This is a genomic window from Aliiroseovarius sp. F20344, from assembly GCF_023016155.1.
Taxonomy (GTDB): Bacteria; Pseudomonadota; Alphaproteobacteria; order Rhodobacterales; family Rhodobacteraceae; genus Aliiroseovarius.
In genome coordinates, this window is the sequence record NZ_JALKBG010000006.1 from 428,271 (window position 1) to 447,896 (window position 19,626).

Genomic DNA, 19,626 nt, shown 5'->3' on the forward strand with positions numbered 1-19,626 from the left:
AGGTGCAGACGGATTATTATCGAGGATTTTTGGCCCTTTTGCTGGCGGTGGTCACTTTGGTGGCGACATCAGTGCGTGCAGATGCGCGCGGGGCACCGGACAGCTTTGCTGATCTTGCGGAAAAGGTCAGCCCGGCTGTTGTGAACATCACAACCTCAACAATCGTGGCAAGCCGCGAAGGTGGCCCACAGCCCATGATCCCGGAAGGCAGCCCCTTCGAAGAGTTTTTCCGTGATTTTCTTGAGCGTAACCAGAATGAACCTAACGGAAATCAATCTGAGCCACGCCAGCGTCGCAGTCAGGCCCTTGGGTCAGGTTTCGTGATTTCCGAGGATGGGTTCATCGTCACAAACAATCACGTCATTGAAGGCGCCGACGAAATCTTGATCGAGTTCTTCTCGCGCGATGAGCAGTTGGAAGCCAAGGTGATCGGCACAGATCCAAACACGGACATTGCGCTTTTGAAGGTCGAAAGCGATGAGCCTTTGGATTACGTCAGCTTTGGTGACAGCGACATCATGCGTGTTGGTGATTGGGTGATGGCCGTCGGTAACCCGCTGGGGCAGGGCTTTTCGGTCTCTGCAGGGATCGTGTCACAACGCAACCGTGAGCTTTCGGGCAATTATGACGACTACATCCAGACGGATGCCGCGATCAACCGGGGCAACTCTGGTGGCCCTCTGTTCAACATGGAAGGCGAAGTTATCGGCGTAAACACAGCCATCCTAAGCCCGAATGGCGGATCGATCGGGATTGGTTTTGCAATGTCTTCGGCTGTGGTCAATCGTGTGATCGATCAACTGAAAGAGTTTGGCGAAACCCGCCGTGGTTGGCTGGGTGTACGCATTCAGAACATCACCGATGACATCGCGGAAGCTCTTGGGCTGGAAAGCACGGATGGTGCGCTTGTGACGGATGTGCCCGACGGTCCCGCCAAAGAGGCCGGCATTCAGGTCAACGACGTTATCTTGTCCTTTGACGGTGTGAACGTCACGGATTCCGGCGAGCTGGTGCGCACCGTTGGCAATGCGCCAGTGGGTAAAGCTGTCCGCGTGATGGTTCTGCGCGACGGCAAGACCGAGACGCTGAAGGTTACTCTAGGTCGCCGTGAAGATGCCGTTGCCGCGTCGAACAACAGCCAAGACACGCCGTCCGAACCTGTTGAACCCAGCAAGCTTCTTGGCATGTCCCTCGCACCTTTGGATGACGCAGCGCGCGAGGCCTTGAGCTTGAACCCAGGTGATGAAGGTCTGGCCGTTCTGGACATCGACGAAGACAGCGAGGCCTTTGAAAAAGGTGTACGTGCTGGGGATGTGATTTCCGAAGCGGGTCAGCAACCGGTCATCTCGATCGAGGATCTGGAAGCCAGTTTGCAAGTTGCCCGTGACGGGGGCCGCAAATCGGTGCTTCTGTTGGTGCGTCGTGACGGCAATCCGCGCTTTGTAGCTTTGTCACTGGACGAATAGTCTCAGAACGAAAAAACCCCGCCAGATGTGTTCTGGCGGGGCATAAAAAACCCGCGCTGAATGCGCGGGTTTTTTCGTGAGCGGTGAGGTCTTAGAGATTGACGATATCGGCGCGACACAGTCCGATATCTTCAAGCTCGCGATCCGTCAGTTTCAACAGTGCGTTGCGTGTCTCGCGAGCGTCATTCCAGGCGACCACAGCGGAAAACATACCGCGCATGGCGTCGGACAGACGGCCCCCGAAGACGCCGCCGGTTGCGGTTGTCATTGTATCGAAAGCAGCCATTTTCGTGTCCTTCACAAAAAAGTTGGTTGGGTGAGCTGAATTGCTCTAAGCGGCATCTAGGCTTGAAATCTCTGTCCCACAAGCATGGTTTTTGCATGCCCCTTATGCGTTTTTTGCAACCGGTCGTTTTCAGCACCTTTGGGGTCGAAAACGACCTGAATTCCCCTATTTTCTTACCCAATGGGCGTCAAATTAATTTGGTTCATCAGGAATTTTCCCGACAACTCGCATTGCAGTGGGGCGAAGACGGCTTGCTGATGTAAATGGCGCTGGTCAATGTTCTCGTTTCGTGCTAATTCTGGCGCAGCAAGTAAAACAGGCAACTAAAGCCGTATTGCACCAGAGCAGGGCAGGATATGCGCATCATTGGCATCGATCCGGGACTTCGGAACATGGGGTGGGGGGTTGTTGACACCTCCGGCACGCGGCTATCGCATGTGGCCAACGGCGTTTGTATGTCCCGCACCGGTGATCTGGCGTCGCGGCTTTTGTCTTTGCACGAACAACTCACCGAAGTTTTGGCGCACTTTCAGCCGGATACAGCAGCGGTTGAGCAGACATTTGTGAACAAAGACGCGGTGGGTACCCTGAAGCTGGGTCAAGCGCGCGGGATCGCGCTTCTGGTGCCTGCTCAGGCAGGGCTGAGCATCGGTGAATATGCCCCCAACGCAGTTAAGAAAGCTGTGGTTGGCGTTGGGCACGCGGACAAACAGCAAGTTGACCATATGGTGCGTATGCAACTGCCAGGGGTTCAGATCACAGGGCCCGACGCAGCGGATGCCTTGGCAATTGCCATTTGCCATTCTTTCCACGCACAAAGTGCAGGACGTTTAGAGGCCGCAGTGAAAAAGGCGACAGCATGATTGGACGGATTGCAGGACGTATAGACTATCGAGCCGATGATCACGTGCTGATTGACGTGAAAGGCGTGGGTTATTTGGTCTACGTTTCGGACCGAACCATGTCGGCGCTGCCCGCCACCGGCGAGGCGGTCGCTTTGTACACCGACCTTCTGGTGCGAGAAGATAATCTGCAGCTTTTCGGATTTACCTCGTTGGTTGAGAAAGAGTGGCATCGCCTGCTTATGAGCGTACAGGGTGTGGGCGCGAAGGCATCGATGGCCATTCTGGGCACTTTGGGAGCAGATGGCGTCAGCCGCGCAATTGCCTTGGGTGACTGGAACGCGGTGAAAGCTGCTAAAGGAATTGGTCCCAAAACTGCACAGCGCGTGGTGAATGAACTGAAAGACAAGGCAGCCAGCGTCATGGCGCTGGCAGGGTCTGGGGCGGGAGCATCAACACCTGCGCCTGACCTTGATGAGCCATTGATTGAAGCGCCGACTGCTTTGACACCTGCTGCAACCACTACACCATCCGCTCAAAGCGCTGACCCCGCCGCGCAGGCCGAGGCCCTGTCTGCCCTGACCAATCTTGGCTACGGCCCCGGTGAAGCGGCCTCGGCCGTTGCGCAGGCGATGGGGGAGGATCCTGCTTTGAATACCGCCGCGCTGATCCGCGCCGCGCTGAAACTGCTTGCGCCGAAGGGCTAAGGGGGCGAGGTATAGTCCATGTCCATTTCTGATCCGCAGCCCGATCCCACATTGCGTCCCGCGCCAACGCCGGAAGAACGGGTCGAGGTCGACCGCGCTCTGCGTCCGCAGGTCTTGGGCGATTTCATCGGTCAGGCCGAGGCCCGAGCAAACCTGCGTGTCTTTATCGAAAGTGCCCGCAAACGTAACGAGGCGATGGATCACGTGTTGTTCCACGGCCCGCCCGGCTTGGGGAAAACCACGCTGGCGCAGATTATGGCGCGCGAGCTTGGGGTGAATTTCCGCATGACCTCGGGGCCTGTATTGGCCAAGGCGGGGGATTTGGCGGCGATCCTGACCAATTTGGAAGCCAATGACGTATTGTTCATTGACGAGATCCACCGCTTGAACCCGGTCGTGGAAGAAGTGCTGTATCCCGCGATGGAGGATTTCGAACTGGATCTGGTGATCGGTGAAGGTCCGGCAGCGCGAACCGTGCGGATCGAGCTTCAGCCGTTTACTCTGGTGGGCGCGACCACACGTCTGGGCCTTCTGACCACGCCGCTGCGCGACCGTTTTGGCATCCCAACCCGACTTCAGTTTTATACGGTCGACGAGCTGCACGAAATCGTCTCGCGCAATGCCCGCAAACTGGGTGCGCCTGCCGATGCGGATGGCGCGCGCGAGATTGCCAAACGTGCTCGTGGTACGCCGCGTATCGCGGGCCGTCTGTTGCGCCGTGTGGTGGATTTCGCGGTGGTCGAAGGTGACGGGCGCATCAGTCGCGAGATCGCTGATAATGCGCTGACACGGCTTGGGGTGGACAACCTTGGTCTTGATGGCGCGGACCGGCGTTATATGGGCCTGATGGCCGAGCATTACGGCGGTGGCCCAGTGGGAATCGAGACGCTCTCGGCGGCGCTTTCAGAAAGCCGTGATGCGCTGGAAGAGGTGATTGAACCCTATCTGCTACAACAAGGTTTGATCCAACGTACCCCACGCGGGCGCATGTTGGGTCAAAGGGCATGGAGCCATCTTGGCCTTTCCGCGCCCACGCCTGAAAAGCCGGGGCAGGGGCAGCTCTTTGACGGATAGTGCTTGAAACGCGCGCCCGTATAAGGGACACCCGGCGCGATCAAGGAGAGACTGATGACCGACGCGCCGCTTATGACCCCCGCTGATGTGACCGCACATTTCACCCGCTCGAATGGCAATTTCACGTTTGCTCGCTGGGGCCGTCCCATCGTGCCTGTGGTCTTTGGCGTGGAAGAGCAGACGCTGGAAGTGGTGAAAGGTGCAGTTGAGGCGGTTGTTGTTTTGGCAGGTCACAAGATGGCTGAAACCGATCCAGAACTTGGCGCGAACCTGATGGCTTTCTTTTTCCGCGATTGGGAGGAGTTGCTAGAGGTTCCAAAACTGGACGAGCTGATCCCGGATCTGGCCGCAACGGTCGCGCGTCTTAAAGGGGCAGGGGCCAGCCAGTACCGTGCCTTCCGCTTTGACGACCATAACGCCATTCAGGCCTGTTTTACCTTTGTCTGTATGACCGACGCCATGGCCGCACAACCCGCCGAAGCCATTGCGCTGACCCAAGCCGTTCAGGCCATGCTTTTGTGGAGCGACGAGGTTTTCGCCACCAAAAGCCCGCTGGCGCTGTTGCCAGATGGGCAAACCATCCTGCGCCCAGAAATCGCGGCTTTGGTTAAGGCCGCTTATGATCCAATGCTGCCCGTTGCCGCCGATGATGCCTCGCACGCATTGCGGCTTTATGCGCGGATGCAGGTCGCGCCTCCCGAGGCCGACGCTCCTGCCTAAATGCGAAGTTTCCTTGCTCTCCCTTTGCCCGACCTGCTGGCAGATGAGCTGTCTTTCTTTGCTCAGCGACTAAAGCTTGGTCGGCCTCAGCCCCCTGAAAACATGCACATTACTTTGGCGTTTCTGGATGAGCAGCCGGTGTCGGTTTTGGAAGATCTGCATGAGGCGCTCGAAGCCACGGCGCTGCCCGCTGTATCCGTTGGGTTCGCGGGGGTTGACCCTTTGGGGGGTAAAATCCCATCCGTCCTTGCTTTGCGCGTCACGGGGGTTGATACGTTGCAGGCGCGGGTGGCCTCGGTTGTGCGCGGGATTGGGATTACGCTGCCACATCGAAAGTTTCGCGCGCATGTCACGCTGGCGCGACTTCCCCGTAAGCCCGGAGCCGAGGATATGGCAGCCCTAGGTCATGTGCTTGAAACCCACGGCAATGCGCAGTTTCCAGAGGCGCATCTGCGCGAAATGTCGCTCTACCAGTCTCACCTGCGCCCGGAAGGTGCTTGGTATGAGCGCTTGGCAGATTATCCTCTGTCCGGCTAGGGTCAGGCTGAGCAGAGATCGAGGCAAAAAATGCACCACTTTCCCATCCGCGTTTACTATGAAGACACCGACATGGCCGGGATCGTCTATTACGCCAATTATCTGCGCTATATCGAACGGGCGCGATCGGATTGGGTGCGCGAGATAGGGATTGATCAGAATGCCATGCGCGATGAGGGGCTGGTCTTCGCTGTACGCCGGGTCGAAGCGGATTATCTAACCCCCGCCAAATTTGACGATGAGTTACAGGTTGAAACATCTGTTCAACAGGTCAGCGGTGCGCGTTTGGTGATGGAACAGGTTGTGAAGCGTGGCCAACAGCCTTTGTTTCAAGCTGTTGTGACCATCGTTTGCGTCTCAGAAACCGGAGCACCTGCGCGACTTCCGGCAAATATTCGCCGGTTGGTTCATTGAAAACACGGTGAAAGCTGCCGATGACGCGGTTTTGATAGCCATCTGCCTGTGCATGAGCTAATCTTCGTGCAGAAAAGCGGCCCAAAGAGGCGGCGGTACAGAGGCAGAGACATGGAAACGGAAGCGCTTTCGGCAGCGGCGGAGATTGATTTCTCCTTCTTAGCCCTATTTCTTCGTGCGACTTTTACAGTGAAGCTGGTGATGCTTTTGCTGATCGTTGCGTCGATTTGGTCATGGGCCATCATCATTACAAAATTTATGGCTTTCCGGCGCACCCGCGCTGATGCCGAGGATTTCGACCGCAAGTTCTGGTCGGGTGACCCCTTGGACGAATTGTTCGATCAGATTGGACCCAGCCCAACGGGGTCAGCTGAAAAGGTATTTTCAGCAGGGATGCTGGAATGGCGTCGCTCTCATCGGGCTGATGGCGGGCTGATCGCCAATGCGCAGTCGCGCATCGACCGGTCGATGGATGTTGCCATCGCGAAAGAAGGTGAAGACCTGAACAAGGGGCTTAGTTTTCTGGCCACGGTCGCGTCGACCGCCCCCTTCGTTGGCTTGTTCGGCACCGTCTGGGGCATCATGAACGCCTTCATCGAAATCGCCCAGCAGCAAAATACCAACCTAGCCGTTGTGGCCCCCGGCATCGCCGAGGCCCTTCTGGCAACCGGTCTTGGCCTTCTGGCGGCGATCCCGGCGGCGGTGTTTTACAACAAGCTGAGCGTGGACAGCGACAACATCCTTGCAGGCTATGAGGCCTTCGCGGACGAGTTCGCCACCATCCTTAGCCGTCAGTTGGACAGTTGATATGGGCGCGAATGTGCAAAGCAGCGGGGGTGCCGATCGGCGCGCCCGTCGTGGGCGCCGTCGTGGCAAGCATCGCCGCGTGATGGCCGAGATCAACGTGACGCCCTTTGTGGACGTCATGTTGGTGCTTCTGATCATCTTCATGGTGGCAGCGCCCTTGTCGGTAGTGGGCGTCCCTGTCGAGCTGTCGCAGACTGCGGCCAAGTCGCTTGACGCGCCAGAAGAAGAACCGCTTGCGATCACCATCACCGAAGATGGAAACGTCTTCCTGCAAACCACTGAAATCGCGCGTGATGATCTGATCCCGCGACTGCGCGCCATTGCGGCAGAACGTACGGATGACAAGATATTCCTGCGTATCGACGGGCAGGTGGCTTGGAACACCACGGCCCAGATCATGGGCGCTTTGAATGCGGCTGGTTTCTCAAAAATCGGGTTTGTCACTGAAGGTGGTGGACCGACGCTGACCGGGCAGGGGAACTGAGGTCAGGATGCGTAAGGGGCTGTATATCTCGACAGCCGCTCATGGGGTTTTAATCCTGTGGGTGCTTTTCGGCGGGGTCTTCAAATGGGACCGCGACGAAGAGTTTGTAAGCGTGTCTGATGTATCGTTCATTTCTGAAGATGAGTTTGCAGCGCTGAGCGCGCCGCAGGGTGAAGCGAATGCGCCTGAAAACCCTCCGGCGCCAGCCCCTGAGCCAGAACCTGAACCTGAACCTGAACCCGAGCCAACGCCGGCCCCGGAGCCAGAGCCCGAACCTGCGCCCGAACCAGAACCAGAGCCGGAACCCGAGCCCGTTCCGGACCCAGAACCTGTACCTGAACCCGAAACCGCTCCGCCTGCGCCCGCGCCGCGCGTTGCGCCGGAAGCAGCACCAGAGCCCGAAACGCCTGTTGAAGATGCGCCCGAACCGGTGGAGGCTATCTCGCCCGAGCCGTCGCCCGAACCCGCGCCTGAACCGGAAGAGGTCGCACCAGCGGCCCCTCCGGAGGCGACCACTGAAATCGTGACAGAAGCGGAAGAGCCGGTTGAGCAGCCCTCGGCAGCCCCCGCGACGTCACAACGCCCGAAATCGCGCCCGGAACGTCCCACACCGCAAGTCGCCGAACCCGAAGCACCTAAGCCAGCAGATGCAAATGCAGTGGCTGCGGCTGTTGCCAACGAGGTGGCGGGGGGAACGCAGGATACACCTGCACAAGACATCCCCGTCGGACCGCCGCTGACGCGAGGTGAAAAAGATGGATTGCGTGTCGCTGTCAGCCGGTGTTGGAACCTTGGTTCTTCGTCGACTGATGCGTTGTCGACAACGGTTGTCGTACTGGTAACCATGAGCCGTGATGGCAAACCCGAAGGCATCAAGTTGGACAGTTGGGACGGCCCAAGCAAAGCGGCAGCCGACACCGCGTTCCAAGCAGCCCGGCGCGCGGTCATCCGCTGTGGGGCCAAAGGCTTTGATCTGCCCGCAGACAAGTATGGTCAGTGGCGCGAAATCGAAATGACTTTCAATCCCGAAAAGATGAGGATCAAGTGATGCAGCTCATCCTCAACCGGGATCGCAACCTGAAACAGCAGCCAAATCGGCCAGTTTTCGCAGATTTTTCCCCTGTCGATGGCGGGGACGCACCAATTATGCCTATGGTGCCAGTGACAAAAGGGGCAAAAGACCAATGAACAGGACATCAAATCGGATGGGTTTCAAGCTTAGAAAAATCTCTTGCCTGATCGCCGCATGTGCAATGTTTGCCGGGGGGGCGATGTCCACGGCAGTCGCGCAATCGCAAGGTCCATTACGGATTGAAATCACAGATGGTGTGATTGAGCCCTTGCCTTTTGCAATTCCGGATTTTGTGGCTGAAGATGGCGGGTCAAATGATATTGCGCGCTCGATCTCGCGGGTGATTGCCGCTGATTTGGCCAGCACCGGCCTGTTTCGCGAAATCCCGCAGGACGCCTTTATTTCAGGTATCTCGAACTTTGCGAACCCCGTGGCGTATGCGGATTGGAAAGCCATCAATGCGCAGGCTTTGATCACCGGTGCGGTGTCTAGCGCGGGTGGCAATGTGAATGTGAAGTTCCGTGTGTTTGACGTGTTCTCGGGCCAGCCTTTAGGGGAAGGGTTGCAGTTTGCGGGGTCGGCAGCAGGTTGGCGCCGGATGGCTCATAAAGTGGCCGACATCGTCTACAGCCGGATCACGGGTGAAAGCGGATATTTCGACAGTCGCGTTGTGTTCGTGTCGGAAAGTGGTCCCAAGAACGCACGTCGCAAACGTTTGGCGATCATGGATTATGATGGCGCGAATGTTCAGTATCTAACGGACAGTTCAGCGCTGGTTCTGGCGCCACGCTTCTCGCCGCAAGGGGACCGCGTGCTTTACACCAGCTACGAGACCGGCTTCCCTCAGGTCTATGTTTTGGACGTTGCCACGGTCGGACGGCGTGTATTGTCCAGCCAAGAGGGCACGATGACCTTCGCCCCGCGCTTTTCGCCTGATGGGCGCACGGTTGTGTATTCGCTCTCGGCTGGGGGCAACACTGATCTCTACACGATGGACATCGCAAGCGGCCAAGCCCGCCGCTTGACGCAAGCCCCATCAATCGAAACCGCGCCGAGCTTTTCGCCGGACGGGTCAAAGATCGTGTTTGAAAGCGATCGATCGGGCAATCAGCAGCTTTACGTAATGCCCGCAAGCGGTGGGGAAGCTACCCGGATCAGCTTTGGTCAGGGGCGTTACGGCACCCCGGTGTGGTCGCCCCGTGGTGACCTGATTGCCTTTACCAAACAAAACGCGGGCCGTTTCCACATTGGCGTCATGCGCACAGATGGGTCGGAAGAACGCTTGTTGACGGCTTCCTTCTTGGATGAAGGCCCGACATGGTCCCCCAACGGACGCGTGATTATGTTTACGCGCGAAAGCCAAGGTGCCTCGGGTGAGGCCGCGCTGTATTCGGTGGATATCTCGGGTCGCAACTTACGTCGTGTGGTGACAGAAGGGGCGGCGTCGGATCCCGCCTGGTCGCCGTTGTTGAACTGATAGGCGGAGGAGGTGGCCTGAGCAGAAGCGGCTTTGTCGCATGGTCTGGTAGCCCTCCGTTTTCAAATGGCCGGTGAAATGCTAATCTTCCGGCAAGAATATGAAAGAGCACGCCCAAAAAGGGCAGAAAGATACAGGAAAGACCATGAAACATTTTGCAATGACTGCGCTGTTCGTGGGCGCATTGGCCCTGTCAGCCTGTTCGAAAGATCGCTTTGGCAGTGACGGATATGGAAACGGTGCTGGCGGCGCTGGTGGTGACTATGTGGCGGGAAGCGCCTCGGACCCACGTTCGCCGGCTTATTTCAACCAAACCGTTGGTGATCGTATCCTGTTTGCCGTGGATCAGTCCAACTTGAGCCCCGACGCGGTTCAGGTTTTGACCCAACAGGCGACCTGGTTGATCGAAAACACCAGCTACACCGCTGTGATCGAAGGCCACGCGGATGAACAAGGCACACGCGAATACAACCTTGCACTGGGTGCGCGCCGTGCTTCTGCTGTGCAGAACTTCCTGATTGATCGCGGTGTTGCCCCGAACCGTTTGCAAACGGTCAGCTATGGTAAGGAACGCCCGCTTGAGATTTGCTCGGACGAGCTGTGCTATTCGAAAAACCGCCGTGCTGTGACCGTACTTGCAGCCGGTGCGATCACCAGCTGATCCGCGCGCAGTGAAGGAGCCTGAGATATGGTTGCAAAATCCTTGAAAGCCTTGTTGCTTGGCGTGGTTCTGGTCAGCGCCCCTGTATTGGGGATGGCACAAGACCGTGCGCAGTCTCTGGCGGATATCCGGCAGGAGCTGACCGTTCTGTATGTCGAAATTCAGAAGTTGAAGACCGAGCTGTCCACTACGGGCAATGCCAATGTGAATTCGGGCGTTGGAAGCCTGTCGCAGCGCATGTCTGCCATTGAAGGCGAGATGTCGCGGCTGACCTCGAAAACCGAACAGTTGGAGCATCGGATCAACTCGATCGTCAAAGATGGGACCAACCGGATTGGCGATCTTGAGTTCCGACTGGTTGAACTGGAAGGCGGCGATATCTCGAAGCTGGGTGAAACCTCGACACTTGGTGGTGGTGCGGTTCCAGAAGGACCTGTAACGGCTCCTGAACCGACAGCTCCGGTAACGACGGAACTGGCTGTCGGTGAAAAACAGGATTATGACGCCGCGGGCGCAGCGCTTGAGGCTGGCGATTTCGAACAAGCCACTACCCTGTATACGCAGTTTGTTGAAAACTATCCCGGAAGCCCACTGACCTCGGAAGCGCATTTCCAGCGTGGCGAGGCTTTGACGGGCAGCGGAGATATCAAGAACGCCGCACGCGCTTATCTTAAAGCGTTCTCGGGCGCCCCAAACGGGGATCGTGCCCCAGATGCGCTTTATCGTCTTGGTCATTCGCTGGGTGGTCTTGGCCAGGTGTCTGAAGCTTGCGCCACATTGGCTGAGGTTGCCAAACGCTTCCCCGGTGCGCCGGCGGTTGCGGATGCAACAGCGTCCCGCCAGGCTTTGGGCTGTCCGTGACGCCCGAGCGGACATTTACTGATGCTCTTGACCGGGCCCGCCAGCGCGGGCCCGTTTCGCGTCTTGGGTTGGCCGTGTCTGGGGGCAGTGACAGCATAGCGATGCTTGGTATTGCCCATGACTGGGCGAAGTCGCGTTCTGTCGATCTTCTGGTTGCAACTGTGGATCATGGGCTTAGGGCAGAGGCCAGGCAAGAAGCTGATTGGGTTGCGACGCAGTGCGACGCACTGGGCCTTCCGCACGAGACATTGCGCTGGGAGGATGCGCCTCGCGGAAATGTGCAAGGTGCGGCACGGGCGGCGCGATACGAGCTCCTTTCGGAATGGGCGCAGCGAAACACGCTTGATGCCGTTGCGCTGGCGCATACCACCGATGATCAGGCTGAAACCTTTATTATGCGACTGGCGCGCGGGTCTGGTGTGGACGGGTTGGCCGCCATGCGCTACGATTGGCACGCCCAAGGTGTCCGCTGGCTGCGACCGGTTCTGGGCTGTAAACGTGAAGATCTGCGTGCAGAGTTAACAAGCCGCGGCATGACATGGGTCGACGATCCATCGAATGACGACACGCGCTTTGATCGCGTGCGTGTTCGCCAAGCCATGGATGACCTTGCAACGCTTGGGTTGGACCAAAACAGGTTGGTAAGCACGGCGCAAAGAATGTCGGACGCGCGCGAGGCGTTGGCCTATTCTGCCCATCAAGCGGCGGAAGCGTTGGTAAAGGTGCAGCTGGGCGACGTTGAGTTCCCGGTAGAGGCCTACGCGCTGTTGCCCACCGAAACCCGCCATCGGCTTCTGGCTGCCGCGATTGGGTTCGTATCGGGTGCAACTTACAGGCCGCGCTATGACGCGCTGAAAGAGGTCGAACAGCAAGCGCTTTCGAGACAGCGGCGCACTCTGTCAGGGTGTGTGCTTTCCCTAAAGGCTGGTCAGCTTGTGGTGGGGCGTGAGTTTCAAGCGGTGCGTTCCAAAAGCGCGCTCCCCGGAGAGGTTTGGGACGGACGTTGGGTGCTGTCCGGCCCGGATGGAACACAGGTTCGCGCGTTGGGAGAGGCCATTTCAAACTGCGACGATTGGCGCGCAACTGGCCATTCACGTGATCGCCTGATGACCACGCCTGCGCTTTTTGACAAAGAAACGCTATTGGCCGCACCAATAGCGGGTTTTGTGCGCACTGGCACCACATTATCTGGCCCGGACAAGGCTGATTTCCTGAAAGCCATTTTATCGCATTGAACCTTTGCCAATCATCCCTATTTTAAGGAAACGGCGTTAATCACCATGTTTGGCGCCCAGTCGCCATGGCATTCAAAGGAGATCCCCTTGGGCAACGCGAGAAATTTCGCCTTCTGGATTGTACTGTTCGTACTAATTCTGGCCTTGTTTAACTTGTTTTCGAACGGTCAGGCCGGGCTTGCATCGTCTCAGGCAACCTATTCAGAATTCATTGCCGCCGTAGAAGGTGACAACGTGAAGTCTGTCACCATTGATGGTGAGAAGCTGATTTATCAAGCTGGCGACGGCAAGATTTATCAGACTGTCGTGCCACGTGACGCGAAGGTGACGGATCGATTGGTCGCTGAAGGGATCGCAGTGACCGCAGAACCGCAACAGCAATCCGGGCTCATGAGCATTGTAACTCTGCTTCTGCCGGTTGCTCTGCTGATCGGCTTTTGGTTCTTCATGATGAACCGGATGCAAGGTCGCGGGGGCGGCGGGGCTATGGGCTTTGGTAAGTCGAAAGCCAAGATGCTGACCGAACGCGAAGGCCGTGTGACGTTTGACGATGTGGCCGGCATTGACGAGGCCAAGGAAGAGCTGGAAGAGATCGTGGAATTCCTGCGCAATCCGCAGAAATTCAGCCGTTTGGGTGGTCAAATTCCCAAAGGCGCGCTGCTTGTTGGCCCTCCGGGTACAGGTAAAACGCTTCTGGCGCGTGCGATTGCAGGTGAAGCAGGTGTGCCCTTTTTCACCATTTCGGGCTCCGACTTTGTCGAGATGTTTGTCGGCGTCGGCGCAAGCCGTGTCCGCGACATGTTTGAGCAAGCCAAGAAAAACGCACCCTGTATTGTCTTCATCGATGAGATCGACGCCGTGGGTCGCCATCGTGGTGCCGGGTATGGCGGCGGTAATGATGAACGCGAACAGACCCTCAACCAATTGCTGGTCGAGATGGATGGCTTCGAAGCCAACGAAGGCGTGATCATTTTGGCTGCGACCAACCGTCGTGATGTGCTGGACCCTGCGCTTTTGCGTCCGGGCCGTTTTGACCGTCAGGTCACCGTGTCCAACCCGGATATTAAAGGCCGTGAAAAAATTCTGGGCGTTCATGCTCGCAAAGTGCCTTTGGGGCCTGATGTTGACCTGCGCACCGTTGCGCGTGGTACGCCGGGCTTTTCAGGTGCTGATCTGGCCAACCTTGTGAACGAAGCTGCCCTGATGGCGGCACGCGTTGGCCGCCGTTTTGTAACGGCTGAGGATTTCGACAGCGCGCGCGACAAGGTCATGATGGGGCCAGAGCGACGCTCGATGGTCATGTCGGACAATGAAAAGGAAATGACAGCTTATCACGAGGCAGGCCACGCTCTGCTTGGGATATTGCTGCCCAAACACGATCCGATCCACAAGGCAACGATCATCCCGCGTGGTCAAGCCCTTGGTATGGTTCAGCCCTTGCCCGAAATGGACAAGTTGAGCTGGCACAAAGATGAGATGGAACAGAAGATCGCCATGGGTCTGGCCGGTAAAGCCGCAGAGATCTTTAAGTGGGGCGAGGACAACGTGTCCAGCGGTGCGCAAAGCGACATCCAGCAAGTCAGCCAGATCGCCCGTGCCATGGTGATGAACTGGGGCATGTCGAAAAAAGTCGGGAACATCGACTATTCCGAGGCCGCCCAAGGCTACAGTGGCAACACTGGTGGGTTCTCTGTCTCGGCGAAGACCAAGGAAATCATCGAAAGCGAAGTGAAGCGCATTCTTGATGAGGGCTATGATCTTGCCTTCAACACCATCAAGGAAAACGCGGACGAGTTCGAGCGCATCGCGCAAGGCCTGTTGGAATACGAAACCCTGACAGGGGCCGAGCTTGAGCGCGTGATGAAGGGTGAATCGCCCCATGCGCCGGAAGATGAGGATGACGGAAACGATGGCAATGCGCCCTCGGTCGCCGCGATCCCCAAGACCAAACCCCGCAAAAAACCATCGGATGATGGTGGGGAAATGGAACCGGAACCCACAAGCTGATCAAAGCGATAGAATTTCAAGCGTCCCGACCATCGGTTGGGGCGTTTTTTTGTGCGATGGTTCATTCTAAAGTTGAATTGGACTGATCAAAAAAGCTGGGGAATGATAAGCCCATTCAATTGTTTTCCGATGTTTAGATTATGGATTTCTTATGGTTGTTTCCAGACGACTAAGAGCTTGGGTCAAAACAATAGGTGCCCTGATTTTCATTGGCATTCTGGGGGCCGGTATTTGGCTGTCTCGTCCTTTTGTTGACCGAACTCTGAAAGGAGCTCATGCCACAGAGATGCCCGTGCTTTCGCCTGCGTTGTCAGATGACACGCGAATCCGTCTGACAGAGATTGCCACGCAAGAAGCGATTGGCTCGGACAGTTTGGTTGTGTTTAAAGACGGCACATTGGCCTATGAATTTGGTCCAACAGATGTTCCCAGCAACCTGCATTCCGGGCGCAAAAGCATTCTTAGCCTGCTGTTTGGTATCGCGCAGGATAATGGGCTTTTGCAGGTCTCGGCGACATTGAAAGAGCTGGGAATTGACGAGGCACGTACACCCCTAACGGAAACCGAGAAAACCGCGACGATTGCGCATCTTCTGCAAGCGCGGTCTGGAGTGTATCTGCCTTCGGGCGCTGAAACCGAAAACATGAAAAACGGGCGGCCTGCGCGCGGCAGTTTTCTGCCCGGGGAACATCACTACTACAACAACTGGGATTTTAACGTTCTCGGCACGATTTTCGAGCAAGAGACCGACCTAACCATTGGGCAAGCCGTGGATCAATGGCTTGGGATGCCCTTGGGTTTGCAGGATTTCCACCCGGATCATATCATCTTTGATCTGGACGGAACCGGAACACAGCACGCCACCTATCGCATTCATATGAGCGCGCGTGATCTGGCCCGAATTGGCGCAATGGTGCAGGCGCATGGTCAGTGGGGCGGGCAGCAAGTGGTCAGCGCAGCTTGGATCGAGCGCAGCACGCAACATGTCTCGGATCGCGACACGCTTGCATATGATGGCTATCTATGGTGGCTTAACAGCGCACGTGACATCATTGCGGCGGATGGCTGGGGCGGACAATATATGTTCATTGACCGCAACGGGCCATATGTGTTGGTCAGCCGCCAGGACACGGGAAATTCTAAGCTGGGCTATGCGAATTTCGTTTTCCCATCGCGCAAAAATCTGGACGATCCGTTAGATTTGCATAAGCTGCATGATTTGTTGGATGCATTGAATTAGGCCGTCCATGTACTGATTTTAGATTGCACCGATTTGACCGGAGGAATTGAAACATGCCCGCACTGATCCCAACGGAGTACTCGGCAACGATCACGTGGCTTGGTGTGACCCCTGATCGGGGTGAGACAATGTGCAGTGAAGCCAGGGATGCGGTGGACCTGGCCTATGAAGGTATCCGCGATGAGGCGCGTTCAGGTTTGACACGTCTATCGTGCCCGCGCGTTTCGAACCAATATCCGCAAGGCACCGAAATCAGAAATGTGCGACAGCTTTCGGTTCTTTCTGCCGAGGAACTGGCCGACGTTGCCAAGGCGCTTGAGCTTGATCAGATTGATCCCGCATGGCTCGGCGCGTCTATGATTGTCGAAGGCATCCCCAATTTCACACATGTTCCACCCTCGTCGCGATTGCTGGCAGAAAATGGCACTTGTCTGGTTGTTGATATGGAAAATCGTCCCTGCAACATAACAGGGCGCGAGGTTGAGCGCGCACGACCCGGTCACGGGATTCGTTACAAACAAGCCGCACAGGGCAAACGCGGTGTGACCGCGTGGGTCGAGCACATCGGGCACCTTGAAATTGGCGATCAGTTGCGTCTGTTCGTTCCGGCGCAGCCAGATTGGGGTGTTGCGCGGGGCTAGATCGGCGCCTCTAGGCAATTTCGGCGTCTTTTCTCACCGTTCCTATCCTATGGGAAACTTGTGGAACCCAATTCGACGAAATCGGCGGCAAACATGTCGGATTTCACCCTGTCTGACGGTTTCCAACCCGCTATTGAGAACTGGACAATCGGTCGCAGCGCTAACAGGGGCGCGTCCGAACTGAACATGCTCTCGTTTCTGAAGGATCTGCCATGAGCTATAAATCTGACATCGAAATTGCCCGCGAAGCCAAGAAACGCCCGATTCAAGAAATCGGCGACAAACTGGGCATTCCGACCGATCACCTGCTGCCCTACGGCCACGATAAGGCGAAGGTAAGCCAGGAATTCATCAATTCGGTCCAGTCCAAAGAGGACGGCAAGCTGATCCTTGTGACCGCGATCAACCCGACGCCTGCGGGCGAGGGCAAGACCACAACCACTGTGGGTCTCGGTGATGGTCTGAACCGCATTGGCAAAAAGGCCATGGTTTGTATCCGCGAAGCATCGCTTGGTCCGAACTTCGGCATGAAGGGTGGCGCAGCCGGCGGTGGTTACGCTCAGGTTGTTCCGATGGAGGAAATGAACCTCCACTTCACAGGTGACTTCCACGCGATCACCTCGGCGCATTCGCTGCTGTCGGCGATGATCGACAACCACATCTATTGGGGCAATGAGCTGGAGATTGACGAGCGTCGCGTGGCCTGGCGCCGCGTGGTCGACATGAACGACCGAGCTCTGCGTGACATCGTCTGCTCGCTGGGCGGCGTTGCCAACGGCTTCCCGCGTCAAACTGGTTACGACATCACCGTGGCGTCCGAAGTTATGGCGATCCTATGTCTGGCCAACGATCTGCAGGATCTGCAGAAGCGTCTAGGCGACATCATCGTGGCCTACACACGCGAGCGTAAGGCGATCTACTGCCGCGACATCGGGGCCGACGGCGCAATGACCGTTCTGCTGAAGGACGCGATGCAGCCGAATCTGGTGCAGACGCTGGAAAACAACCCGGCCTTCGTACATGGCGGCCCATTTGCCAACATCGCACATGGCTGTAACTCGGTCATCGCGACCACCACCGCCCTGAAACTGGCCGACTATGTCGTGACTGAAGCTGGCTTCGGTGCTGACCTTGGTGCCGAGAAGTTCATGAACATCAAATGCCGCAAAGCGGGCCTTGCCCCGTCTGTTGTGGTGCTGGTTGCCACCGTGCGCGCCATGAAGATGAACGGCGGCGTGGCGAAAGCCGACCTTGGCGCCGAAAACGTGGACGCCGTGAACAACGGCTGTGCCAACCTTGGGCGCCATATCGAAAACCTGAAAAGCTTCGGTGTGCCGGTTGTGGTTGCGATCAACCACTTCGTGACCGACACCGATGCAGAGGTGAACGCGGTTAAAGACTACGTCGAAGGCCACGGGTCGGAAGCCATCCTGTCGCGCCACTGGGAACTGGGTTCGGAAGGATCGGAAGATCTGGCCAAACGCGTGGCGGAAATCGCAGACGCGGACGTGTCGGCTTTCGCTCCGATCTACCCGGATGACATGCCGCTGTTTGAAAAGATCGAAACCATCGCCAAGCGCATCTACCGTGCTGATGAGGTTCTGGCCGATGCCAAGATCCGCAATCAGCTGAAAGACTGGGAAGACGCTGGATACGGCAACTTGCCGGTCTGCATGGCGAAGACGCAGTACAGCTTCTCGACCGACCCGAACTTGCGCGGTGCGCCCACCGGCCACTCGGTTCCGGTGCGCGAAGTGCGCTTGTCCGCAGGGGCTGGCTTCATCGTTGTGGTCTGCGGCTCGATCATGACCATGCCGGGCCTGCCGCGCAAACCTGCGGCGCTGTCCATCGGTCTGAACCCGGAAGGCGAGATCGAAGGTCTGTTCTAATCAGAAAAGAAGGGCGGGGTTCACCCGCCCTTCGCATTTCTAACCTCACCCAAATTCTCGCAAAGAAGGAGAGGGGCCATGAATGGCACCAGCGCAACCCTAATTGACGGCAAGGCAATTGCCGCCGACATGCGCAAAGACGTGGCTGTACGTGCAGCCGAATTGACCGAAAAAGGTTGGTCACCGAAACTGGTGTCTCTGTCCGTTGGCGATGTCGCCGCGGCAGAGCTTTACGTGCGCAACCAACAGAAATCGGCCGAAAGCGCCGGGGTCGAGTTCGAGGCGCGCAATTATCCGGCTGAGACCTCGCTTGAGCAGCTGACGGGCATCATCCAAGGCCTGAACGCCGATCCGCGCGTGAACGGCATTATCATCCAGCGCCCGTTGCCAGACCATATCCCGGTTAAGACACTTCAAAAGCTCGTGCATCCTCTGAAGGATGTGGAAGGGATGCACCCGGCCTCGATCGGGAACATCGTTTACAACGATCTGGCGTTAGGGCCGTGTACTGCCGTGGCGGCGGTGGAAATCCTGAAAACGCTGCCGCTGGATATGGAAGGGCTGAACGTCACCGTGATCGGCCATTCCGAGATCGTCGGCAAACCCATCGCCTTCCTTCTGATGGGGCTGGGCGCGACGGTCACTGTGTGTCACCACATGACCCGCTCGGTTGCGATGCACAGCCGCGCTGCGGATGCAGTGTTCGTCGCCGTGGGCAAGCCCGGTCTGGTGACAGGCGAGATGCTGAAACCCGGTTGCGCGGTGATCGACATCGGTATCAACCGCGTTGACGGCAAGACCGTGGGCGACGCGGATTTTGAAAGCTGTAGCCAAGTTGCAGGCTGGATCACCCCCGTTCCCGGCGGCGTTGGCCCCGTGACGGTTGCGACCCTGATGTCCAACGCGGTATTGGCAACTGAAATGCAGATGAATCACTATCGGGAGAGCTTTGTGACTGCAATCTGAACACAAGGAATTCAATGATCCCAACCCATCACAATCGTCCGGGGGGCCGTTGGCTGGAGTTTCTCGTTCTGCTTGGACTTGTCGGGCAGAGCGTTGCTCTGGCACTTTTGGGTTTTGTCGGGGCGGCTTGATTGCTGGAAAACCTCGGATGGCCTGGGGGTGGCGGGAAGTCTGGACAATTGTTGCTCTTCGGTCCCGTAGTCGGGCTGATCCTGTCGGGTAAAGTCTGGAAGATGGCGT

The 19,626-nt window shown here is 57.3% G+C and carries 20 protein-coding genes; 19 read left to right on the forward strand and 1 reads right to left on the reverse strand.

What is annotated here, in order from left to right; all coding sequences use genetic code 11:
* The first annotated feature begins 2 nt into the window (after positions 1-2).
* Positions 3-1,466 carry a Do family serine endopeptidase gene (locus MWU55_RS07875; RefSeq protein ID WP_246935707.1) on the forward strand — a complete coding sequence of 488 codons (1,464 nt, stop codon included), beginning with the start codon at positions 3-5 and terminating at the stop codon, positions 1,464-1,466.
* Positions 1,467-1,557: 91 nt separating this feature from the next.
* Here MWU55_RS07875 and MWU55_RS07880 read toward each other — a convergent pair whose 3' ends face one another.
* Complete coding sequence (locus MWU55_RS07880) at positions 1,558-1,752, reverse strand: DUF1127 domain-containing protein (protein WP_246935484.1); 195 nt, start codon at positions 1,750-1,752, stop codon at positions 1,558-1,560.
* A gap of 356 nt (positions 1,753-2,108) precedes the next feature.
* Here MWU55_RS07880 and ruvC point away from each other — a divergent pair, with 356 nt between their 5' ends.
* From ruvC to MWU55_RS07970, 18 genes are all read left to right on the forward strand, one after another.
* Positions 2,109-2,615, forward strand: a complete 507-nt coding sequence (ruvC, locus tag MWU55_RS07885; protein WP_246935486.1) for a crossover junction endodeoxyribonuclease RuvC — start codon at positions 2,109-2,111, stop codon at positions 2,613-2,615.
* On the forward strand, positions 2,612-3,301 hold the full coding sequence (gene ruvA, locus MWU55_RS07890; protein ID WP_246935488.1) for a Holliday junction branch migration protein RuvA: 690 nt from the start codon (positions 2,612-2,614) through the stop codon (positions 3,299-3,301). Before ruvC ends, ruvA begins: the two co-directional genes overlap by 4 nt.
* A gap of 18 nt (positions 3,302-3,319) precedes the next feature.
* The gene (ruvB, locus tag MWU55_RS07895; RefSeq protein WP_246935490.1) at positions 3,320-4,375 is read left to right on the forward strand and encodes a Holliday junction branch migration DNA helicase RuvB; all 1,056 of its coding nucleotides are present in this window, start codon (positions 3,320-3,322) and stop codon (positions 4,373-4,375) included.
* Positions 4,376-4,429: 54 nt separating this feature from the next.
* Positions 4,430-5,095, forward strand: coding sequence for a hypothetical protein (locus MWU55_RS07900; protein WP_246935492.1), 666 nt, complete (start codon positions 4,430-4,432; stop codon positions 5,093-5,095).
* A complete protein-coding gene (gene thpR, locus MWU55_RS07905; protein WP_246935494.1) occupies positions 5,096-5,632 on the forward strand; it encodes an RNA 2',3'-cyclic phosphodiesterase in 537 nt (178 codons plus the stop codon). It abuts the gene before it with no gap.
* 30 nt (positions 5,633-5,662) lie between these two features.
* Positions 5,663-6,046: a tol-pal system-associated acyl-CoA thioesterase gene (ybgC, locus tag MWU55_RS07910; RefSeq protein ID WP_246935496.1), complete on the forward strand. Its 384-nt coding sequence runs from the start codon at positions 5,663-5,665 to the stop codon at positions 6,044-6,046.
* Positions 6,047-6,157: 111 nt separating this feature from the next.
* Entirely contained in the window at positions 6,158-6,853 is a 696-nt protein-coding gene (gene tolQ, locus MWU55_RS07915; RefSeq protein ID WP_246935507.1) for a protein TolQ, read from the forward strand.
* A gap of 1 nt (position 6,854) precedes the next feature.
* Complete coding sequence (locus tag MWU55_RS07920; RefSeq protein WP_246935508.1) at positions 6,855-7,337, forward strand: ExbD/TolR family protein; 483 nt, start codon at positions 6,855-6,857, stop codon at positions 7,335-7,337.
* Positions 7,338-7,344: 7 nt separating this feature from the next.
* Complete coding sequence (locus MWU55_RS07925) at positions 7,345-8,385, forward strand: hypothetical protein (RefSeq protein WP_246935509.1); 1,041 nt, start codon at positions 7,345-7,347, stop codon at positions 8,383-8,385.
* Positions 8,386-8,542: 157 nt separating this feature from the next.
* Positions 8,543-9,886: a Tol-Pal system beta propeller repeat protein TolB gene (gene tolB, locus MWU55_RS07930; RefSeq protein WP_246935708.1), complete on the forward strand. Its 1,344-nt coding sequence runs from the start codon at positions 8,543-8,545 to the stop codon at positions 9,884-9,886.
* A 145-nt stretch (positions 9,887-10,031) separates the two neighbouring features.
* Entirely contained in the window at positions 10,032-10,547 is a 516-nt protein-coding gene (pal, locus tag MWU55_RS07935; RefSeq protein ID WP_246935510.1) for a peptidoglycan-associated lipoprotein Pal, read from the forward strand.
* A gap of 27 nt (positions 10,548-10,574) precedes the next feature.
* Positions 10,575-11,408 carry a tol-pal system protein YbgF gene (gene ybgF, locus MWU55_RS07940; protein ID WP_246935511.1) on the forward strand — a complete coding sequence of 278 codons (834 nt, stop codon included), beginning with the start codon at positions 10,575-10,577 and terminating at the stop codon, positions 11,406-11,408.
* 74 nt (positions 11,409-11,482) lie between these two features.
* Positions 11,483-12,643 carry a tRNA lysidine(34) synthetase TilS gene (gene tilS / locus MWU55_RS07945; protein ID WP_246935512.1) on the forward strand — a complete coding sequence of 387 codons (1,161 nt, stop codon included), beginning with the start codon at positions 11,483-11,485 and terminating at the stop codon, positions 12,641-12,643.
* 87 nt (positions 12,644-12,730) lie between these two features.
* A complete protein-coding gene (ftsH, locus tag MWU55_RS07950; RefSeq protein WP_246935513.1) occupies positions 12,731-14,650 on the forward strand; it encodes an ATP-dependent zinc metalloprotease FtsH in 1,920 nt (639 codons plus the stop codon).
* Positions 14,651-14,936: 286 nt separating this feature from the next.
* Positions 14,937-15,890, forward strand: coding sequence for a serine hydrolase (locus MWU55_RS07955; RefSeq protein WP_246935514.1), 954 nt, complete (start codon positions 14,937-14,939; stop codon positions 15,888-15,890).
* Positions 15,891-15,943: 53 nt separating this feature from the next.
* Entirely contained in the window at positions 15,944-16,531 is a 588-nt protein-coding gene (locus MWU55_RS07960; protein WP_246935515.1) for a sulfurase, read from the forward strand.
* Positions 16,532-16,743: 212 nt separating this feature from the next.
* Complete coding sequence (locus MWU55_RS07965; protein WP_246935516.1) at positions 16,744-18,420, forward strand: formate--tetrahydrofolate ligase; 1,677 nt, start codon at positions 16,744-16,746, stop codon at positions 18,418-18,420.
* A 78-nt stretch (positions 18,421-18,498) separates the two neighbouring features.
* On the forward strand, positions 18,499-19,386 hold the full coding sequence (locus tag MWU55_RS07970; protein ID WP_281501823.1) for a bifunctional 5,10-methylenetetrahydrofolate dehydrogenase/5,10-methenyltetrahydrofolate cyclohydrolase: 888 nt from the start codon (positions 18,499-18,501) through the stop codon (positions 19,384-19,386).
* The last annotated feature ends 240 nt before the right edge of the window (positions 19,387-19,626 follow it).

What these genes read in the sequence shown, in the direction of transcription:
- MWU55_RS07880 (WP_246935484.1), bottom strand. Translation starts at nt 1,752, where the DNA reads ATGGCTGCTTTCGATACAATGACAACCGCAACCGGCGGCGTCTTCGGG.
- ruvC (WP_246935486.1), top strand. Translation starts at nt 2,109, where the DNA reads ATGCGCATCATTGGCATCGATCCGGGACTTCGGAACATGGGGTGGGGG.
- ruvA (WP_246935488.1), top strand. Translation starts at nt 2,612, where the DNA reads ATGATTGGACGGATTGCAGGACGTATAGACTATCGAGCCGATGATCAC.
- ruvB (WP_246935490.1), top strand. Translation starts at nt 3,320, where the DNA reads ATGTCCATTTCTGATCCGCAGCCCGATCCCACATTGCGTCCCGCGCCA.
- MWU55_RS07900 (WP_246935492.1), top strand. Translation starts at nt 4,430, where the DNA reads ATGACCGACGCGCCGCTTATGACCCCCGCTGATGTGACCGCACATTTC.
- thpR (WP_246935494.1), top strand. Translation starts at nt 5,096, where the DNA reads ATGCGAAGTTTCCTTGCTCTCCCTTTGCCCGACCTGCTGGCAGATGAG.
- ybgC (WP_246935496.1), top strand. Translation starts at nt 5,663, where the DNA reads ATGCACCACTTTCCCATCCGCGTTTACTATGAAGACACCGACATGGCC.
- tolQ (WP_246935507.1), top strand. Translation starts at nt 6,158, where the DNA reads ATGGAAACGGAAGCGCTTTCGGCAGCGGCGGAGATTGATTTCTCCTTC.
- MWU55_RS07920 (WP_246935508.1), top strand. Translation starts at nt 6,855, where the DNA reads ATGGGCGCGAATGTGCAAAGCAGCGGGGGTGCCGATCGGCGCGCCCGT.
- MWU55_RS07925 (WP_246935509.1), top strand. Translation starts at nt 7,345, where the DNA reads ATGCGTAAGGGGCTGTATATCTCGACAGCCGCTCATGGGGTTTTAATC.
- tolB (WP_246935708.1), top strand. Translation starts at nt 8,543, where the DNA reads ATGGGTTTCAAGCTTAGAAAAATCTCTTGCCTGATCGCCGCATGTGCA.
- pal (WP_246935510.1), top strand. Translation starts at nt 10,032, where the DNA reads ATGAAACATTTTGCAATGACTGCGCTGTTCGTGGGCGCATTGGCCCTG.
- ybgF (WP_246935511.1), top strand. Translation starts at nt 10,575, where the DNA reads ATGGTTGCAAAATCCTTGAAAGCCTTGTTGCTTGGCGTGGTTCTGGTC.
- MWU55_RS07955 (WP_246935514.1), top strand. Translation starts at nt 14,937, where the DNA reads ATGCCCGTGCTTTCGCCTGCGTTGTCAGATGACACGCGAATCCGTCTG.
- MWU55_RS07960 (WP_246935515.1), top strand. Translation starts at nt 15,944, where the DNA reads ATGCCCGCACTGATCCCAACGGAGTACTCGGCAACGATCACGTGGCTT.
- MWU55_RS07965 (WP_246935516.1), top strand. Translation starts at nt 16,744, where the DNA reads ATGAGCTATAAATCTGACATCGAAATTGCCCGCGAAGCCAAGAAACGC.
- MWU55_RS07970 (WP_281501823.1), top strand. Translation starts at nt 18,499, where the DNA reads ATGAATGGCACCAGCGCAACCCTAATTGACGGCAAGGCAATTGCCGCC.